The 15830-nt window shown below is 67.7% G+C and carries 14 protein-coding genes; 4 read left to right on the forward strand and 10 right to left on the reverse strand.

Features of this window, described 5'->3' with window-relative positions; translation table 11 throughout:
• Positions 1-7: 7 nt before the first annotated feature.
• Positions 8-1561: an AMP-binding protein gene (locus AC07XS_RS00195; protein ID WP_182713074.1), complete on the forward strand. Its 1554-nt coding sequence runs from the start codon at positions 8-10 to the stop codon at positions 1559-1561.
• A gap of 6 nt (positions 1562-1567) precedes the next feature.
• Here the strand turns inward: AC07XS_RS00195 and ygiD are convergent, their stop codons facing one another.
• The 3 genes from ygiD to AC07XS_RS00210 all read right to left on the reverse strand — a co-directional run bounded on the left by ygiD (position 1568) and on the right by AC07XS_RS00210 (position 3942).
• Complete coding sequence (gene ygiD, locus AC07XS_RS00200; RefSeq protein ID WP_182713075.1) at positions 1568-2326, reverse strand: 4,5-DOPA-extradiol-dioxygenase; 759 nt, start codon at positions 2324-2326, stop codon at positions 1568-1570.
• 4 nt (positions 2327-2330) lie between these two features.
• A complete protein-coding gene (gene wrbA, locus AC07XS_RS00205) occupies positions 2331-2933 on the reverse strand; it encodes an NAD(P)H:quinone oxidoreductase (protein WP_054765900.1) in 603 nt (200 codons plus the stop codon).
• Between the two features lie 151 nt (positions 2934-3084).
• Positions 3085-3942, reverse strand: a complete 858-nt coding sequence (locus AC07XS_RS00210) for a M15 family metallopeptidase (protein ID WP_054765901.1) — start codon at positions 3940-3942, stop codon at positions 3085-3087.
• Between the two features lie 135 nt (positions 3943-4077).
• Here AC07XS_RS00210 and AC07XS_RS00215 point away from each other — a divergent pair, with 135 nt between their 5' ends.
• Genes AC07XS_RS00215 through AC07XS_RS00225 form a run of 3 tightly spaced genes read left to right on the forward strand, consistent with a single transcriptional unit; the run spans position 4078 to position 6892 of the window.
• Positions 4078-5436, forward strand: coding sequence for an MFS transporter (locus AC07XS_RS00215; RefSeq protein WP_182713076.1), 1359 nt, complete (start codon positions 4078-4080; stop codon positions 5434-5436).
• The gene (gene mazG, locus AC07XS_RS00220) at positions 5433-6227 is read left to right on the forward strand and encodes a nucleoside triphosphate pyrophosphohydrolase (protein WP_182713077.1); all 795 of its coding nucleotides are present in this window, start codon (positions 5433-5435) and stop codon (positions 6225-6227) included. Before AC07XS_RS00215 ends, mazG begins: the two co-directional genes overlap by 4 nt.
• A gap of 8 nt (positions 6228-6235) precedes the next feature.
• Positions 6236-6892, forward strand: a complete 657-nt coding sequence (locus tag AC07XS_RS00225; protein WP_182713078.1) for an HAD family hydrolase — start codon at positions 6236-6238, stop codon at positions 6890-6892.
• Between the two features lie 3 nt (positions 6893-6895).
• On the opposite strand, the gene AC07XS_RS00230 is transcribed toward AC07XS_RS00225, so the two are convergent.
• The 7 genes from AC07XS_RS00230 to dusB all read right to left on the reverse strand — a co-directional run bounded on the left by AC07XS_RS00230 (position 6896) and on the right by dusB (position 15803).
• A complete protein-coding gene (locus AC07XS_RS00230; protein ID WP_182713079.1) occupies positions 6896-8536 on the reverse strand; it encodes a Na+/H+ antiporter in 1641 nt (546 codons plus the stop codon).
• Between the two features lie 3 nt (positions 8537-8539).
• Positions 8540-9853 (reverse strand): GTPase HflX, encoded by a 1314-nt coding sequence (hflX, locus tag AC07XS_RS00235; RefSeq protein WP_182713080.1) that lies wholly within the window; start codon positions 9851-9853, stop codon positions 8540-8542.
• Positions 9854-10099: an RNA chaperone Hfq gene (hfq, locus tag AC07XS_RS00240; protein ID WP_054766962.1), complete on the reverse strand. Its 246-nt coding sequence runs from the start codon at positions 10097-10099 to the stop codon at positions 9854-9856.
• Between the two features lie 104 nt (positions 10100-10203).
• Positions 10204-11067, reverse strand: a complete 864-nt coding sequence (locus AC07XS_RS00245; protein ID WP_054765906.1) for a D-amino-acid transaminase — start codon at positions 11065-11067, stop codon at positions 10204-10206.
• Positions 11067-12473 carry a nitrogen assimilation response regulator NtrX gene (gene ntrX / locus AC07XS_RS00250; RefSeq protein WP_182713081.1) on the reverse strand — a complete coding sequence of 469 codons (1407 nt, stop codon included), beginning with the start codon at positions 12471-12473 and terminating at the stop codon, positions 11067-11069. The genes AC07XS_RS00245 and ntrX overlap by 1 nt, the downstream gene beginning before the upstream one ends.
• 10 nt (positions 12474-12483) lie before the next feature.
• Entirely contained in the window at positions 12484-14751 is a 2268-nt protein-coding gene (locus AC07XS_RS00255; RefSeq protein ID WP_182713082.1) for a sensor histidine kinase, read from the reverse strand.
• On the reverse strand, positions 14748-15803 hold the full coding sequence (dusB, locus tag AC07XS_RS00260; protein WP_182713083.1) for a tRNA dihydrouridine synthase DusB: 1056 nt from the start codon (positions 15801-15803) through the stop codon (positions 14748-14750). The genes AC07XS_RS00255 and dusB overlap by 4 nt, the downstream gene beginning before the upstream one ends.
• Positions 15804-15830 lie beyond the last annotated feature (27 nt).

A 15830-nucleotide genomic window follows, 5' to 3' on the forward strand; every position in this document is an offset into this window, starting at 1 on the left:
GACGCGTTTGCGCCAGGATCTGGACCCTTCGCTGTACGAGACCTCGCTGATCGACGCCCTGATCGAGGCGCGCGCCCGGTTTGGGGACAAGGAGATCCTCGAAGACCAGGATCGCCACCCCCTCACCTACACGGGCTTGATCCGCGCCGCCTTCGTTCTGGGCCGCAAGATCGCGAAGATGACCGAGCTGGGCGAGCGGGTCGCCATCCTGCTGCCCTCGTCCATGGGCGTGGTCGTCACCTTCTTCGGCCTGCACGCCCACGGCCGCGTGCCGGTCATGCTGAACTTCACCGCCGGCGAGGCCAATCTGAAGGCCGCCATCAAGGCCGCCGGGGTCAAGAAGGTCCTGACCGCCAGACGCTTCATCGACCAGGCCAAGCTGGACGATCTGATCGCGGAGCTCGAGACGGGGGCTGAGATCGTCTGGCTGGACGACATACGCAAGACCATCGGGCTTCAGGACAAGCTGTACGGCCTCGCGGCCGGCGCCGCACCCAAGCGGTTCCGGGTCAAGACCGATCCGGACGCGCCGGGCGTGGTCCTGTTCACCTCCGGCAGTTTCGGCACGCCAAAGGGCGTGGTTCTGAGCCAGAAGAACCTGGTCGCCAACGCCCGACAGGTCGCGGCCCATATCGACCTTCTGCCGGAATGGGTGATGTTCAATCCCCTGCCGACCTTCCACTGTTTCGGCCTGACCGGCGGCGTCGTCCTGCCCCTGCTCCAGGGTCTGAAGGCCTTCCAGTACCCTTCGCCGCTTCACGCCAAACAGATCACCGACCTGCTGCCCCAGGTGAAGGCGTCCATTCTTTTCGCGACCGATACCTTCCTCAGCCAGTACGCCCGGGTCGCCGAGCCCGGCGACTTCGCCACCCTCAAATTCGCCGTCGCCGGCGCCGAAAAGGTGCGCGAGGAGACCCGCAACCTATTCAACACCAAGTTCGGCGGCGTCGAACTGCTGGAAGGCTACGGCGCGACCGAGGCCTCGCCTGTGGTGGCGGTCAACCATCCCGAGCGCAACGCCCCCGGCACCGTCGGCCAGATCCTGCCCGGCATGGACTGGAAGCTGGAGCCGGTTGAGGGAATCGACGAGGGCGGCCGGCTGTTCCTGAAGGGACCCAACATCATGAGCGGCTATGTCACGGCCGCCGAGCCGCTGGCCTGGGATGCGGTGGGCGACGACTGGCTGGACACCGGCGACATCGTCGATGTCGACGCCGAGGGCTATGTCACCATCAAGGGGCGCGCCAAACGCTTCGCCAAGATCGGCGGCGAAATGGTGTCCCTGACGGCGGTAGAGGGCATAGCCGGTGCGGTCTGGCCGGACCAGCGTCACGCCGTGGTCTCCATTCCAGACACCCGCAAGGGCGAAAAACTGGTCCTGGTCACCGACCACGCCGGGGCCGAGGTCGCGCCCCTGGCGGAATGGGCCCGCGCCAACGGCGCGCCCGAGCTGATCGTCCCCAAGAAGATCGTCAAGGTCGCCGAGGTCCCGGTCCTGGGCACCGGCAAGACCGACTATGTGACGATCCAGAAGATGGTTGAGGGCGACAAGGCGGCGTGATCGGGCTCACCCGATCCGCACCCCCGTCATCGAGATCGAACCGCCGTCGATCCGGTCGTTGAAGAAGCTCACCGCCTCCCCGACCGCCTGCTGGGCGGCCACATAGAGCACGGGCAGGAAGTGCTCGTCGGTCGGCACGCTCAGCTGGGCGTCCTCGGCCAGACCGACCCAGTCGATCAGGGCCTCATGGTCGCCGCGCTCGAACGCCGCCTTCACCGCCTCATTGAACCCGGTCGCCCAGGCGTAGGGCTCGGCCCCCGCCTCCCGCTTCCAGGTCCGCAGATTGTGGACGAAGTCGCCCGAGCCGGCGATCACGATTCCCTCGTCCCGCAGCGGTCTCAGGGTCCTGCCCAGCTCGTAATGCTGGCGCGGCGTCAGCTCGCGGTTCAGCGACAACTGGACCACCGGCACATCGGCCTCTGGCCAGACATGGCAAAGCACCGACCAGGTCCCGTGATCCAGGCCCCACTGCGTCGTCTGCACCGCCCCGGTCAGGTCCGCGACTCGGGCCGCCAGGGCTGGCGAGCCGGGCGCGGGATACTGCATCTCGTGAAGTTCGCGCGGGAAACCACCGAAATCATGGATGGTCTCGGGCTTCTCCTGCGCCGTGACGCCCAGCCCGCGCGTCTCCCAGTGGGCGGAGATCATCACCATCCCCTCGGGCTTGCCCACGGCCTCGCCCAGGTCGCGCCAGGCGGCCCCGTAGGGACCGCCCAGGGCGTTCATCGGCGAACCATGACCGAAGAAGAGCGCGGGCTGGCGCATCGGATCAGCCGTGCAGCTTCTTGGCCAGTTCGGCGATGTGCTTGCCCTGAAACCGGGCGCCGTCCAGCTCGATCTCGCTGGGCATGCGCGAGCCGTCGCCGCCCGTGATCGTCGTCGCCCCATAGGGCGAGCCGCCGTGCACCGCGTCCAGGGTCATCTGGGCCTGGAACGAATACGGCAGACCGACCACCGGCATGCCGTGGTGCATGAAGAAGTTGTGCAGACCCTGGAAGGTGGTCTCCTGACCGCCGTGCTGGGTCGCGGTGGCGGTGAAGGCGCCGCCGATCTTGCCGATCAGGGCGCCGGTGAACCACAGGCCTCCGGCCTGGTCCAGGAAGGCGCGCATCTGCGAGGCGGCCGAGCCGAAGCGGGTGCCGGCGCCGATGATGATGGCGTCATAGTCCTTCAGATCGTCGATCTTGGCGATCGGCGCCTTCTGATCCAGCTTGTAGTGCGAAGCCTTGGCCAGCTCTTCCGGCACGGTCTCCGGCACGCGCTTGATGTCGACCACGGCGCCTTCGACCTGACGCGCGCCTTCGGCGACGGCTTCGGCCATGATTTCCAGATGGCCGTAGGTCGAGTGGTAGAGGACGAGAATCTTGGGCAAGGGAGGACTCCGTTGAATATCACGGCCGCCATTCGCAACAACGACCGTTGCTAACTTGGCGTTTCGCTTGACGCCATGCAAGCCCCCTCTCAAAATTCACGATGGTTTCAGTCAAAAACTGAAATGAAAGCCGGAGGCTCGTCCGATCGGCTCAGGGCGCGAACGAAGGATCCCAGGGCCGCACATATTCCCAGTGCCAGGGTTCATAGACATAGGGAACGAAGCCGAACCGCCCGGCGTTGGCGACCAGCCAGCGATAGGTCGCCCCGCGCGCCATATATTCGCGACTGGCCGCCGCCGTCGAGTCGACGCCCCGGCCCGGCGCCTGGCCGACGTACAGATCGACCGCCGCGCCCGTCCGGTGGGGCGAACAGACGGCGCGGCGCAGGCCGTCGCAATTGCCCTGCTGGGCGCAGCGGGCGGCGTCCGCCTCGGGGTCCCGGAAGCCTGAGAAGATCTGCAGCAGTTCGGGATCGGCGGCGATCTCGGGAACCTCTGCCCGTGCGGCGGCGACCATCCGGCGATAGGCGTCCAGCACGTCACGCCGCAACAGCCGGGTCAGCCGGTCGGCGTGCTCTTCTGACGCGACCAGATAGCCCAGTTGGTTGATCGGCGGTGGATCAGGGCATTCGCCACGGATCCGCGCCATCACGAAAGGCCGCCGCTCCTGCCACAGCCCGCGCAACACCTGGAAGGTCCCGGCGTCGAACAGGCCTGTCGGCGCCAGGCCGTGGGTCTGCTGGAATCCCGCCAGTTGTGAGGCGAAGACCGGCGTACCGGGGCCGCACTGGGTGTGCAGCTCCTGCTGGATCAGGGGCGCATAGGCCATCCACCCAAATTCTGTCGCCCCGAACGGCGCCCACTCCAGTCCATAGGCCGAGGCCGCATTGGCCAGGGCCTCCTCGCCCCAGACGTCGGCGTTGGTGTGGCAGGGCCCCGCCGCGCGCGCTACGCCGGCGAAGGCCAAGACCAGCCAGAGAGTCAGGAACGCGAGACAGCTTCGCCACATGCCCCCAGCAAGCCTCAAGCGGCCCTCAGGAGCAAGCGCGCAGACGGCCGTCCGCCCGAATCCGACTCCGCTCCCGCGTCCAAACCTGCAATCCTGCGTCGGCCCGACTCATCCGGGCTGTCCCGGACCCGTCGCATGACCGCCGCCGCCGCGCCCCGTCGCTCCAACGCCGTGCTCGCCGCCTTCTCCGGCCCCTGCCTGCCGCTGGCGGCCTTCGGCGTGGCCCTGCCCGTCACCCTGCCGGAATTCTACGCCACCTATGTGGGGCTGGAGCTGGGGGTGGTCGCGACCGTCTTCATGGCCGTGCGGCTGATCGACATCGTCTTCGACCCCTTCCTCGGCTGGGGCATGGACAAGACCCGGACCCGTTTCGGTCGCTACCGCCCCTGGATGGCCCTGGCCACCCCCATGCTGATGCTGGCGGCCCTGATGATGTTCGTCCTGGTCCAGCCGGGCGCCCCGGCGGTCTATCTGTTCGGCTGGCTGCTGTTCCTCTACCTGGGCTTCTCCATCGGCACCCTGGGCCAGCTGGGCTGGGCCGCCGTCCTTGCGCCCCAGTATGACCAGCGCAGCCGCGTCTACGGCTGGTGGCAGGTGTTCAACATCATCGGGGTGGTGCTGATCCTGGTTCTCCCGACCGTGGTGGTCCAGACCGGCATCGGGACCTATGCCGACGGGGTGCGGATCATGGGCTGGGGCATCATCATCGCCCTGCCCGTCACCATCGGCCTGGCCATGGTCGCCGTGCCCGAGCCCGTCACCGCCGGAGACCAACCGCACGGCAGCCTCGGCGCCTATCTGGCCCTGCTGAAGACGCCCGTGGTGCGCAAGCTGCTGATCGCCGATCTGCTGCTGGGCGTGGCGCCGGGCATCACCGGTTCGCTGCTGTTCTTCTTCTTCGGCCAGATCCGCGGCTACGACCACACCGAGGCCGGGCTCTTCATGCTGTTCTATTTCGTCGCCGGCCTGTGCGGCGCTCCCTTCTGGGCCTGGCTGGCGACCCGTGTCGGCAAGGACCGGGGCCTGGCGATCGCCAGCCTCGTCTCGGCCGTCCTCTATATCGGCGCCACCCTGGTCCCCGGCGGCAATTTCGCCCTGACCGCCGTGGTCATGTTCATCGCCGGCCTGCCCTACGCCGCCGGCCTGTTCCTGACCCGCGCCATGATGGCCGACGCCGGCGATCAGGAGCGGTTCGAGACCGGCGTCGACCGCACCGGCCTGATGCTGTCCATCCTCTCGGCCACCACCAAGATCGGCCATGTGGTCGCCCTGGTCCCCTATCTGATCCTCCAGTGGGTCGGCTTCCGCGCCGTGCCTGGGCCGGAGGGTAACAGCGACGCCTCCCTGCTGACGCTTCAGATCCTGTTCATCGCCGTCCCCGGCCTGCTTCTGGCCCTGACCGCCTGGGTGCTGAAGAACTATCCGCTGACCGCCGCGCGCCATAACGAGATCCGCAAGGCCCTGGACGCGCGCGACGCGGAGGCGCAGGCATGAGGCCCATCGACCGGCTTCTGTCCATCATGGAGCGGCTGCGCGACCCGGACGGCGGCTGCCCCTGGGACGTGGAGCAGACCTTCGCCACCATCGCCCCCTATACGATCGAGGAGGCCTATGAGGTCGCCGACGCCATCGAGCGCAACGATCTGGTCGAACTGAAGGGCGAACTGGGCGACCTCTTGTTCCAGGTCGTCTTCCACGCCCGCATGGCCGAGGAGCAGGGCGTGTTCGCCTTCGACGACGTGGTCACCGCCATCGCCGACAAGCTGGAACGCCGCCACCCCCACGTCTTCGGAGACGAGGCCCAGCGCACCTCGAAGGAACAGACCGTCGCCTGGGAGGTCATCAAGGCCGCTGAACGCAAGGATCGCAAGAAGCCCGGCGTCCTCGACGACGTCCCCGTCGGCCTGCCCGCCCTGACCCGCGCCGCCAAACTGACCAAGCGCGCCGGCCGCGTCGGCTTCGACTGGCCCTCGACCGACGAGGTGTTCGACAAGCTGGCGGAAGAGGTCGAGGAGCTGCGCGTCGAGATCGCCGCCGGCGACCAGGCCAAGGCGCGCGAGGAGCTGGGCGACCTGCTGTTCGTCGTCGCCAACCTGGCCCGCAAGCTGGACGTCGAGCCCGAGGATGCGCTCCGCGCCGCCAACGCCAAGTTCGTGCGCCGCTTCGGCTTCATCGAGGCCGAACTGGCCAGGGACGGCCGCACCCCCGACCAATCGACGCTGGAGGAGATGGACCGCCTCTGGGACGCCGCAAAGGCGGCCGAAAAGGCCGGCCCGTCCTCCTGAGCCGCCGCATGCCCTACGACCTGATCATCTTCGACTATGACGGCGTGGTCGCCGACAGCGAGGTGCTGAACAGCACCGTCATGGCCGAACAGCTGACCGCCATCGGCCTGCCCACCAGTCTGGACCAGGTGCTGGCGACCTATACGGGCCGGCGCTGGCGCGACAACCGGCCGGTGGTCGAGGCGGCCCTGGGCCGGCCCTGCCCCGAGGATTTCCACACCACCTGGTTCGCTGCCTGCCGGGCCCGCGCCCCGCTCCACTTGAAGCCCGTGCCCGGCCTGATCGACTTCGTCGCCGCCCGGTCCGAGGCCCGCTGCATCGCCTCGTCCAGCGGCCCTGACTGGATCGGCGTCGGCCTGGACCTGTTCGGCCTGACCGATCATTTCGACGGCGCCGTCTTCACCGGCCTGGTGGTCGAGCGCGGCAAGCCCCACCCCGACATCTTCCTGCACGCCGCCGAAAGCATGGGGGTCGATCCGGCGCGCGTCCTGGTCATCGAGGACAGCGAGGCGGGCGTGACCGCAGGCGTCGCCGCGGGCATGACGGTGGTGGGGCTGACCGCCGGGGGCCATGTCCGCGACGGCCACGCCGAACGCCTGGCCGCCCGCGGCGCACACCACATCGCCGACAGCTATGCGGCGGTCGCGGCCTTCATGGACCGCTGAAGGTCAGAGGTAGCGCAGTTCCTGCAGATCGACCTCGCGGATCATCTTGCGCGCCGTCACCTCATCCAGCCGGCGTGAGCGCGCCATCCGGCCGAGCTCTTCCCGCTCCGCCGCGAGCGCCGCCAGCCAGAGCTTGCGCTCCACCTGATCGATCTTGCGCGCCACGGCCGCATCATCCTCTTCCGTGCGGGTATGGGTCTCGATGCGCTGGCGATAGATTTCCATGATCCGACTGGCGACGTCGGAATAGAGGTCGGGATTGGCCTTGCCCTCGGCCATGGCGTGGGACGCATCCTCCAGGGCGCGCAGGGCGGCCGAGGCGGCGGCGACGCGCCCCCTGTCCTCTTCCCGCTCCTGTGACGGTTCGGGCGGCAGCTCCACCCCCTTCATCAGACGCGGCAGGGCGAAGGTGGCGAGCAGCAGGGAGACGATGATCACCCCCGCCGCCAGGAAGATCGCCAGATTGCGCGACGGCATCGGCGAGCCGTCCGCCAGGAAGAAGGGCACGGTCAGAATGCCCGCCAGGGTGATGGCGCCCCGCACCCCCGCCAGAGACATGACCAGGGTCAGCCGCAGTCCGACCTTGGGCGGCGGCCCGCGATGGCGGCGTCGGAACAGGGTCAGCCTCAGCGACGTCCACACCCAGACGAAACGCAAGGCCGCCAGGGCCGCGACAATGGCGAAGACATAGACCGCCAGCCACCAGACCTCGGGCCGGCTGGTGCCCCGCACCACCTCGGCCGCGCGCGCCATGATGGACGGCATCTGTTGGCCCAGGATCACGAAGATGATGCCGTTGGCGACGAACTGGACCGTGTCCCACACCACGCCGCGCCGGATGCGGGTCATGGCCAGGGATTGGCCGCCTATGCCGCCGCCCCGCTCGGTGAAGCTCATGGTCACGCCCGCCGCCACGGCGGCCAATATGCCCGATGCCCTCAGCTCTTCGGCGACCAGATAGGCGGCGAAGGGGATCAGCAGACTGACCAGAATCTGAGCCCCCACATCCTCGCCCCAGCGCCGGCTGACGACCCCCTTGACGTAGCTGATGGCGATGGTGACCAGCACGCCCGTCGCCACACCGACCACAGACAGCCAGGCGAAGGTCGCCACCGCCCCGCCCAAGGAAAAGGCGCCGGTGGTCGCCGCCACGACCGCGATCCGCATGCAGGTCAGGCCCGTGGCGTCGTTCAGCAGCGATTCGCCTTCCAGAATATGCATCAGCCGCTTGGGTATCGGGGCCCGCGCGGCGATGGCCTGGACGGCGATGGGATCGGTCGGAGACAGGATGGCCGCCAGGGCGAAGGCCACCGGCAAGGGCATCTCGGGGATCATAAACCAGATCATGAAGCCCAGGCCGATGACGGTGAACAGCACCAGCCCCAGCGCCAGCTCCAAGATCACGGCCCGGTCGCGAAACAGGGCCTCCTTGGGGATGCGCCAACCGTCCAGAAACAGCAGGGGCGGCAGGAACAGCAGAAAGAAGATGTCCGGCTTCAGATCGACCGTCGTCCCGGTCGCCAGGACGATGACGGCCCCCAGACCGATCTGCACCAGCGGCAGGGCGATGCGGGTGATCCGCGCGACCGATCCCGACACCACGACGGCCAGAAGCAGCAGCAGGACGGTCTCGATCAGATGCATGGTTCAGTCGGTCAGGTCGGGATACAGGCGCTCGAACCGCCCCAGGGCGGCAGGGTGAAGCCTCACTGTGACATGGGTGCGGCCATCCTCATCCGCGTCCCGCCTCGTCACCCGGCCATGTTCATAAAGCCAGGCCAACGCCTCGCCCTGTTCGGGCGACAGGGTCAGGCGCGTCTCCGGATCGTCGTCGATCAGGCCGGCGATGGTCTGGCGCAGGCGTTCGATTCCCTCGCCCGTCCAGGCCGAGACGGCGACCGCCTCGCCCGTCTTCGCCAGACGTTCGGCCTGGCCCAGCACAGCCTCGCACGCCTCCTCGTCCAGCATGTCGATCTTGTTCCAGACCTCCAGCACCCGACGGGTCTTGCCCTCGGGAGTCTCGATCTGTTTCAGCACGGCTTCCACATCCTTGGCCTGGGCGTCGCTGTCGGCCGAGGCGATATCGCGGACGTGCAGGATCAGATCGGCCTCGCCCACCTCTTCCAGGGTGGCGCGGAAGCTTTCGACCAGTTCGTGCGGCAGGTCGGAGATGAAGCCGACCGTATCCGCTACAATGGCCGGCCGGCCCTGCGGCAGGCGGATGGTGCGCTGGGTCGTGTCCAGGGTGGCGAACAACAGATCCTTGGCGAAGACCTCCGATCCCGTCAATCGGTTGAAAAGCGTCGACTTGCCCGCATTGGTGTAGCCGACCAGGGCGACGGTCGGGAACGGGACCTTCTGGCGCTGTTTGCGGTGCAGACCGCGCGTGCGGCGCACCTCCTCCAGCTCGGCCTTCAGCCGCACGATCCGGTCAGCGATCAGACGCCGGTCCAGCTCGATCTGGGTTTCGCCGGGGCCGCCGGTCGAGCCGGTGCCGCCGCGCTGGCGCTCCAGGTGGGTCCAGGTCCGCACCAGACGCGACCGTTCATAGTCGAGCCGCGCCAGTTCGACTTGCAGCCGACCTTCCTTAGTCCGCGCGCGGCGTCCGAAGATTTCCAGGATCAGGCCGGTGCGGTCGATGACCTTCACCTCCCAGGCCTTCTCCAGATTGCGCTGCTGAACGGGCGTCAGAGCGTCGTCGATGACGGCCACATCGGCCTCGGCCGCGCGCATCAGGGCGGCCAGTTCGTCCACCTTGCCCGATCCGAACAGGGTCGCCGGCGCGACCTTGCGCACGCGCACGATCTCTTCGCCCCGGATGTCGAGGTCCAGGGCGCGGGCCAGGCCGGACGCTTCTTCGAGGCGTTCTTCGGCCAGGCGCGGCGACTCCGACCGTCCGTCGGGGTGGATGACGACCGCCCGCTGAACCGGGGCGGCGTGATCAATCAGTTTTTGGGTCAATCAATCGTCTTCGGCGTCGGGCTCGTACAGCTGCACGGGCGCGGACGGCATGATGGTGGAGATGGCGTGCTTGTACACCAGTTGGGACTGGCCGTCGCGGCGCAGCAGCACACAGAAGTTGTCGAACCAGGTCACGATGCCCTGCAACTTGACCCCATTGACCAGGAAGATGGTCAGCGGCGTCTTGGTCTTGCGGACCGAGTTGAGGAAGGTGTCCTGAAGGTTCTGGCGTTTGTCTTGCGACATGGCAGGTTTTTCCTGTTCTTGGTTGTTCGTCGCCATGGGAGCGGCGTCGGGGCCGAACGGGCCGGCAGCGACCTTAGACGGCGCCTCCCCGCTCCGGCAACGCCCTAAATGGCCTCTCGACGCGCGCGTTCAAGATAGAGCCGCCGCAGCTTCAACGTAATCGGCCCCGGCTTGCCGTCCCCGATCTTGGTTCCGTCGATCGAAATCGCGGGGGTCACGAAAGCGCCGGCGGCCGTGAAGAAGGCTTCGCGCGCGCGCTTGACGTCCTCGACGCTGAAGGGGCGCTCGTCCAGTTCGAGGCCCTGTTCCTCGATCAGGGTCATCAGGGTGGTGCGCGTGCAGCCCTTCAGGATGTTGGCCTGGGTGTCGCGGGTCCGCAGCTTTCCGTTCTCATCCACGATCCAGGCGTTGGTCGAGGAGCCTTCGGTCACCAGGCCCATGTCATCGACGAACCAGGCCTCATAGGCGCCGGCCTCCCGCGCCGCCTGTTTGGCCAGGATGTTCGGCAAGAGCCCCACCGTTTTGATGTCGCAGCGTCCCCAGCGGATGTCGGGCTGGGTCAACACGGCGACGCCCTTTTTCGCCTGAGCTTCTCCCCGTGCGGGCGAGATGGACTTGGCGGTGACGATGACGCTGGGCGGCGTCCCCGGCGCGGGGAAGGGATGGTCGCGCCGCGCCGTGCCGCGCGTGACCTGCAGATAGACGATTCCGTTCTTCACCCGGTTGCGCCGGATCGTCTCGCGCAGCACCCGCGTCAGGGCGGCGACCGACATGGGAATGTCGATGCGCAGTTCATTGAGGCTGCGATGCAGCCGCGTCATATGGCCGTCGAAATCCGCCAGCCGACCGTCGAACACGGACCAGACCTCATAGACCCCGTCGGCGAACTGAAAGCCCCGATCCTCCACATGGACCACGGCTTCGCCGTGCGGCTGATAGGTTCCATTCACATAGGCGACGCGGGACATCAGTCGGCCTCGTCCTCATCTCCGCCTCGCGCGGGAGAGACACCCAGCGACTTCAGCTTTCTATGCAGAGCCGACCGCTCCATGCCGATGAAGGCGGCGGTGCGGGAGATGTTGCCGCCGAAGCGCATGATCTGGGCGGCCAGATACTCGCGCTCGAACACCTCGCGCGCCTCGCGCAGCGGCAGGGCGATGGTGCGCTCCGCCCCCAGGCTGGAAGACGGGCTGTTCGAGGTGGCGACCTCCTGCGGCAGCATGTCGGCGGTGATCGGCTCGTTCGGATCGCCTGTCGCCAGGATCAGCAGCCGTTCGATATTGTTGCGCAGCTGGCGGATGTTGCCCGGCCAGGGATGGACCTGCAGCACCGCCACCGCGTCCTCCCCGACCACACGCCGAGGCAGGCCCTGCGAAGCGCTGATGGTTTCGACGAAATAATCGACCAGTTCGGCGATGTCTTCGCGCCGCTCCGACAGGGCCGGCACCCGGATCGGCACGACGTTCAGGCGGTGGAACAGGTCTTCACGGAACCGGCCTTCGGCAATCTCCGTCTTCAGGTCTCGCGAAGTGGATGTGACGACGCGCACATCGACCTGCACGTCCTGTTCGCCGCCGACCCGACGAAAGCGCTGATCCACCAGAACCCGCAGGATGCGGCTCTGGCTCTCACGCGGCATGTCGCTGATCTCGTCCAGATAGAGGGTGCCGTTGTGCGCCCGCTCGAACACCCCGATCTTGCGCGGCCGGCCGTCCTGTCCCTCTTCCCCGAACAGTTCGACATCCAATCGCTCGGGCGTCATTCCGGCGGCCGAGATGGCGACGAACTCGGCGCGCGCGCGCGGACTGGCTTCGTGGATCTGACGCGCCACAAGCTCCTTGCCCGACCCGGCCGGGCCGGAAATCAGCACCCGGCTGTTGGCCTGGGCCACCTTGGCGATGGTGCTGCGCAGGGCCTGGGCCGCCTGGGAGCGGCCGATCAGGCCGGACGGCGTCATCGTCTGCGCGCGCAGACGGCGATTCTCGCGTCTCAGCGTCGCTGCTTCGATCGCCCGCTCGACCACCACCACCAGCCGATCCGACTTGAACGGCTTTTCGATGAAGTCATAGGCGCCGCGCTTCAGCGCGGTCACCGCCGTCTCGATATTGCCGTGGCCCGAGATCATCACCACCGGCAGGTCGGGGTCGATCTCCTTGACCACCTCCAGCAGTTCCAGCCCGTCCAGACCGCCGCCCTGCATCCAGATGTCGAGGATCGCCAGCGACGGCTTCCGTGCGCGAATCGCCGCCAGGGCCTCGTCGGAGTTGGCGGCCACGCGCACGGCGTGGCCCTCATCCTCGAGCAGGCCCGAAACCAGATCGCGGATGTCCGCCTCGTCGTCGACGACCAGAATGTCGGAACCGGTAGGTCGCATCTTGCCTCGCTTATTCGGCGACGACGCTCTGGAGCTTGCGCTCCGTCGCATCGCCGGTCTTGCCGTGGGGTTTCAGGGGGAAGATCAGGCACACGCGCGCGCCGCGCAGGGTCTCGGCGTCCGCCAGCTTAAGCTCGCCGCCGTGGTCCTCGCAGATGCGTTTGACGATGGCCAGGCCCAGGCCCGTGCCCTTTTCGCGCGTGGTCACATAGGGTTCGATCAGGCGATCGCGGTCCTTGGCGGGAAGGCCGACGCCGTCGTCCTCCACCACAAAGACGGCCGTCTCGTTCTCGATGATCAGGGAGGCGATGATGGCCGCCGCATCGGGTCCGGGCGCTGCGCCTTCGGCGGCACGCCGCGCCGCCACGGATTCGCCCGCGTTCTTCAGGATGTTGACCAGCGCCTGTCCCACCATCCGGGCGTCGCACCGCAGGCTCGCCTTGGGCAGGGGTTCGATCAGGTCCACGCCGATGTCGGCCGCCGCCACCCGCTGGGCGAACACCGCCTCTCGCAGCATTTCGGCGGGGTTGGCCGCCCCGAAACGCGGCGCGGGCATGCGGGCGAAGGACGAGAATTCGTCCACCATCCGGCCGATGTCCCCCACCTGGCGGATGATGGTGTCGGTGCAGCGGTCGAAGATCTCCACCTCGTCCACCTTGTCCCTGTATTTCCGCCTCAGCCTTTCGGCCGACAGTTGGATCGGGGTCAGGGGATTCTTGATCTCATGGGCGATACGCCGCGCCACGTCGCGCCAGGCGGCGTTGCGCTGGGCCGTGACCAGCCGGGTGATGTCGTCGAAGGTCAGCACCATCTCGCCGCCCTGACCGCCCTCGATGCGCACGCGCAGACGCAGGGTCTCGCCTTCGCGGCTCAGATCTATGTCCTCTTCTATATGGGCCTCGACCCGTCCGACCAGATCGCTGAGCTCGGGCGACAGGGTCGCCAGTTCACGGCCGAGAACCTCGGCCTCTTCGATGTGCAGCAGTTGCAGGGCGCTGTCGTTGATGGCCGAGATTCGTCCGCGCCGATCCAGACCGATCACCCCGGCGCTGACGCCGGACAGCACCGTCTCGATGAAACGGCTGCGATCCTGGGCGTCTTCGCTGGCCGCCTTCAGCGCCGACTGCTGGGCCTGAAGATCGCCCGTCATGCGGTTGAAGGCCTCCGACAGGGTGGCGATTTCACCTGGCGCCCCGTCGCTGTCCACCCGGGCGCTGAAGTCGCCCGCCGCCACCTGACCGGCCGCCTTCACCAGCCGCCCGATCGGTGCCGAAATGCTGCTGGCCGCCGACATGCCCAGCCAGACCGCTCCAACCAGGACCAGCAGGGCGGTCTCCAGATAGCTGAGAATGAAGGCCGATTGGATCCGGGCGCGGCTCTCCTGGGCTTCGCGATAGGCCTGAATCGACTGGCTCGAGGCGTTCATTCGCGCCACCAGACCGTCCTGCAGCGGCCGCACCAGATAAAGATAGGCGTCGCCATAGGCCGGCAGGGCGATCAGAGACCGCACGGTGTCGGGGTGCTGGGTCACGTCCGTCGGCGGCTTGCCGCCCTGGACGGCGTCTTCCAGATAGGAGCGCGGGGGAGCCAGATAGGGCGGCGCCCCCGGTCCTTCCGCTCGCGCCAGCACCTCCCGATCACCGTCAAGAATATAGATCGCAGGATAGCCGAAGATGTCTCCGATCTGGGCCAAGGCGTCGTTGAACTGGATCCGGTCGTCGAACAGGCTGCGGGCGCTGGTCAGTTGATCCGCGATCGTGACGAGATCCGCATCGACGGCTGTGGCGACATCCTGAATATAGGCGCGGCCGACGACGGCGCCGTTCTCGACCGAGGACTGGACGTTCTGGCTGAACCATTGATCGACCCCCCGCGTCACGAGAACGCCGAAGACCAGGGCGATGAGAACCGCCGGGATCACCGCCACCGTCGAGAACAGGGCCACGAACCGCAGGTGCAGGCGTGAACCCGCTTCGCTGGTGCTGCGGGCCAGAGCCAGGACGCGACGTCCGACGATGAAGGCCAGACCCGAAATTAGGATCAGATTGGCGATCAGGACGAACAGCACGATCTGGCTGGCCGATCCTCGCGCCGCGCCGGCGCTGGCGCCGGGCGCCACCGCGACCAGCCATACCGCCGCCGCCGTGATGATGACGGCCAAGGCGTAGGCCAGACCAAAGCCCGCCCGCGCCCGCTCGGTTTCGAAACGCCCCCAGAACGACTCGTCGCCCGACGCCGAGTCGGTGCGAGAGGTCACGGCTGAGGGCGTATCCGTCATGCCACAGCAGTGTCCGCGAACTGTGGCGGCGTTTCAACAGCCGAATTGAGATCGCCTGGTAAATTTCGCCGCCATAGAGTCGTCATCTCCTGCTCGACGGCCGCCGGATCGTCCAGGCGGCAAATTCTTGCCTTGGCCTCGCGACGGTGTTGCGGATCAGCCGGCCAAGGCGCCTGTTCGATGTACCAGCCCAGATGTTTGCGGAACATCTTCAGCCCCAGCGGCAGGCCGTAGAAGTCGATCGAGGCCCTCAGATGGTCGCTCACGATCGCCAGCCGCGCCTCCGGCCCCGGCTCCTGGGGCGCCGTCGCGCCGCTCAGAGCCTGTTCCAAATGGGCCGCCAGCCAGGGCCGGCCGTAGACGCCTCGTCCCAGCATCAGACCGTCGGCGCCGGACCGCTCAAGGGCCGTGCGCGCGTCTTCAGGCGTAACGATGTCGCCGTTGACGATGACGGGAATGCGAACGGCCGCCTTTACGGCGCCCACGGCGTCCCAATCCGCCCTTCCGGTATAGAACTGCTGGCGGGTTCGTCCATGGACCGTCACCGCCTTGACCCCGAGCGCCTCGGCCCGCGTCGCCAAATCCGCAGCGTTTCGGCTGTCGTCGTCCCAGCCCAGCCGCATCTTGACCGTGACCGGACGACCGGTGGCCCCCACCACGGCCTCCATGATGCGACAGGCCAGGTCAGGCGTCCGCATAAGGGCCGATCCGGCGGCCGAGCCCGTCACCTCCTTGGCCGGACAGCCGAAGTTCAGATCCACGATGTCCGCCCCGGCCTGTTCGGCCATGCGCGCCCCCTCGGCCATCTGCCCCGGATCGCGCCCCACCAGCTGGATCACGGTCAGCGGCAGGCCCGCGCCGACGGCGGCGCGCCGCACCACGTCGGGCCGAGCCCGCGCCAGCTCCTTGGCCGCCACCATCTCGGTCGCCACATAGGCCGCGCCCAGTTTGGAGGCCAGGATGCGGAACGGCAGATCGGTGACGCCGGTCATCGGCGCCATCAGCACGCGGCCGGGCACGGTGACGTCGCCGATGGTCAAGGATTTGGACATTCCCGCCTTTCGCCGCATTGCGCGCCC

The sequence above is a fragment of the Brevundimonas sp. GW456-12-10-14-LB3 genome, from assembly GCF_059424365.1.

What these genes read in the sequence shown, in the direction of transcription:
- AC07XS_RS00245 (WP_054765906.1), bottom strand. Translation starts at nt 11,067, where the DNA reads ATGTCCCGCGTCGCCTATGTGAATGGAACCTATCAGCCGCACGGCGAA.
- AC07XS_RS00215 (WP_182713076.1), top strand. Translation starts at nt 4,078, where the DNA reads ATGACCGCCGCCGCCGCGCCCCGTCGCTCCAACGCCGTGCTCGCCGCC.
- ygiD (WP_182713075.1), bottom strand. Translation starts at nt 2,326, where the DNA reads ATGCGCCAGCCCGCGCTCTTCTTCGGTCATGGTTCGCCGATGAACGCC.
- dusB (WP_182713083.1), bottom strand. Translation starts at nt 15,803, where the DNA reads ATGTCCAAATCCTTGACCATCGGCGACGTCACCGTGCCCGGCCGCGTG.
- AC07XS_RS00255 (WP_182713082.1), bottom strand. Translation starts at nt 14,751, where the DNA reads ATGACGGATACGCCCTCAGCCGTGACCTCTCGCACCGACTCGGCGTCG.
- mazG (WP_182713077.1), top strand. Translation starts at nt 5,433, where the DNA reads ATGAGGCCCATCGACCGGCTTCTGTCCATCATGGAGCGGCTGCGCGAC.
- AC07XS_RS00210 (WP_054765901.1), bottom strand. Translation starts at nt 3,942, where the DNA reads ATGTGGCGAAGCTGTCTCGCGTTCCTGACTCTCTGGCTGGTCTTGGCC.
- AC07XS_RS00230 (WP_182713079.1), bottom strand. Translation starts at nt 8,536, where the DNA reads ATGCATCTGATCGAGACCGTCCTGCTGCTGCTTCTGGCCGTCGTGGTG.
- ntrX (WP_182713081.1), bottom strand. Translation starts at nt 12,473, where the DNA reads ATGCGACCTACCGGTTCCGACATTCTGGTCGTCGACGACGAGGCGGAC.
- AC07XS_RS00225 (WP_182713078.1), top strand. Translation starts at nt 6,236, where the DNA reads ATGCCCTACGACCTGATCATCTTCGACTATGACGGCGTGGTCGCCGAC.
- hfq (WP_054766962.1), bottom strand. Translation starts at nt 10,099, where the DNA reads ATGTCGCAAGACAAACGCCAGAACCTTCAGGACACCTTCCTCAACTCG.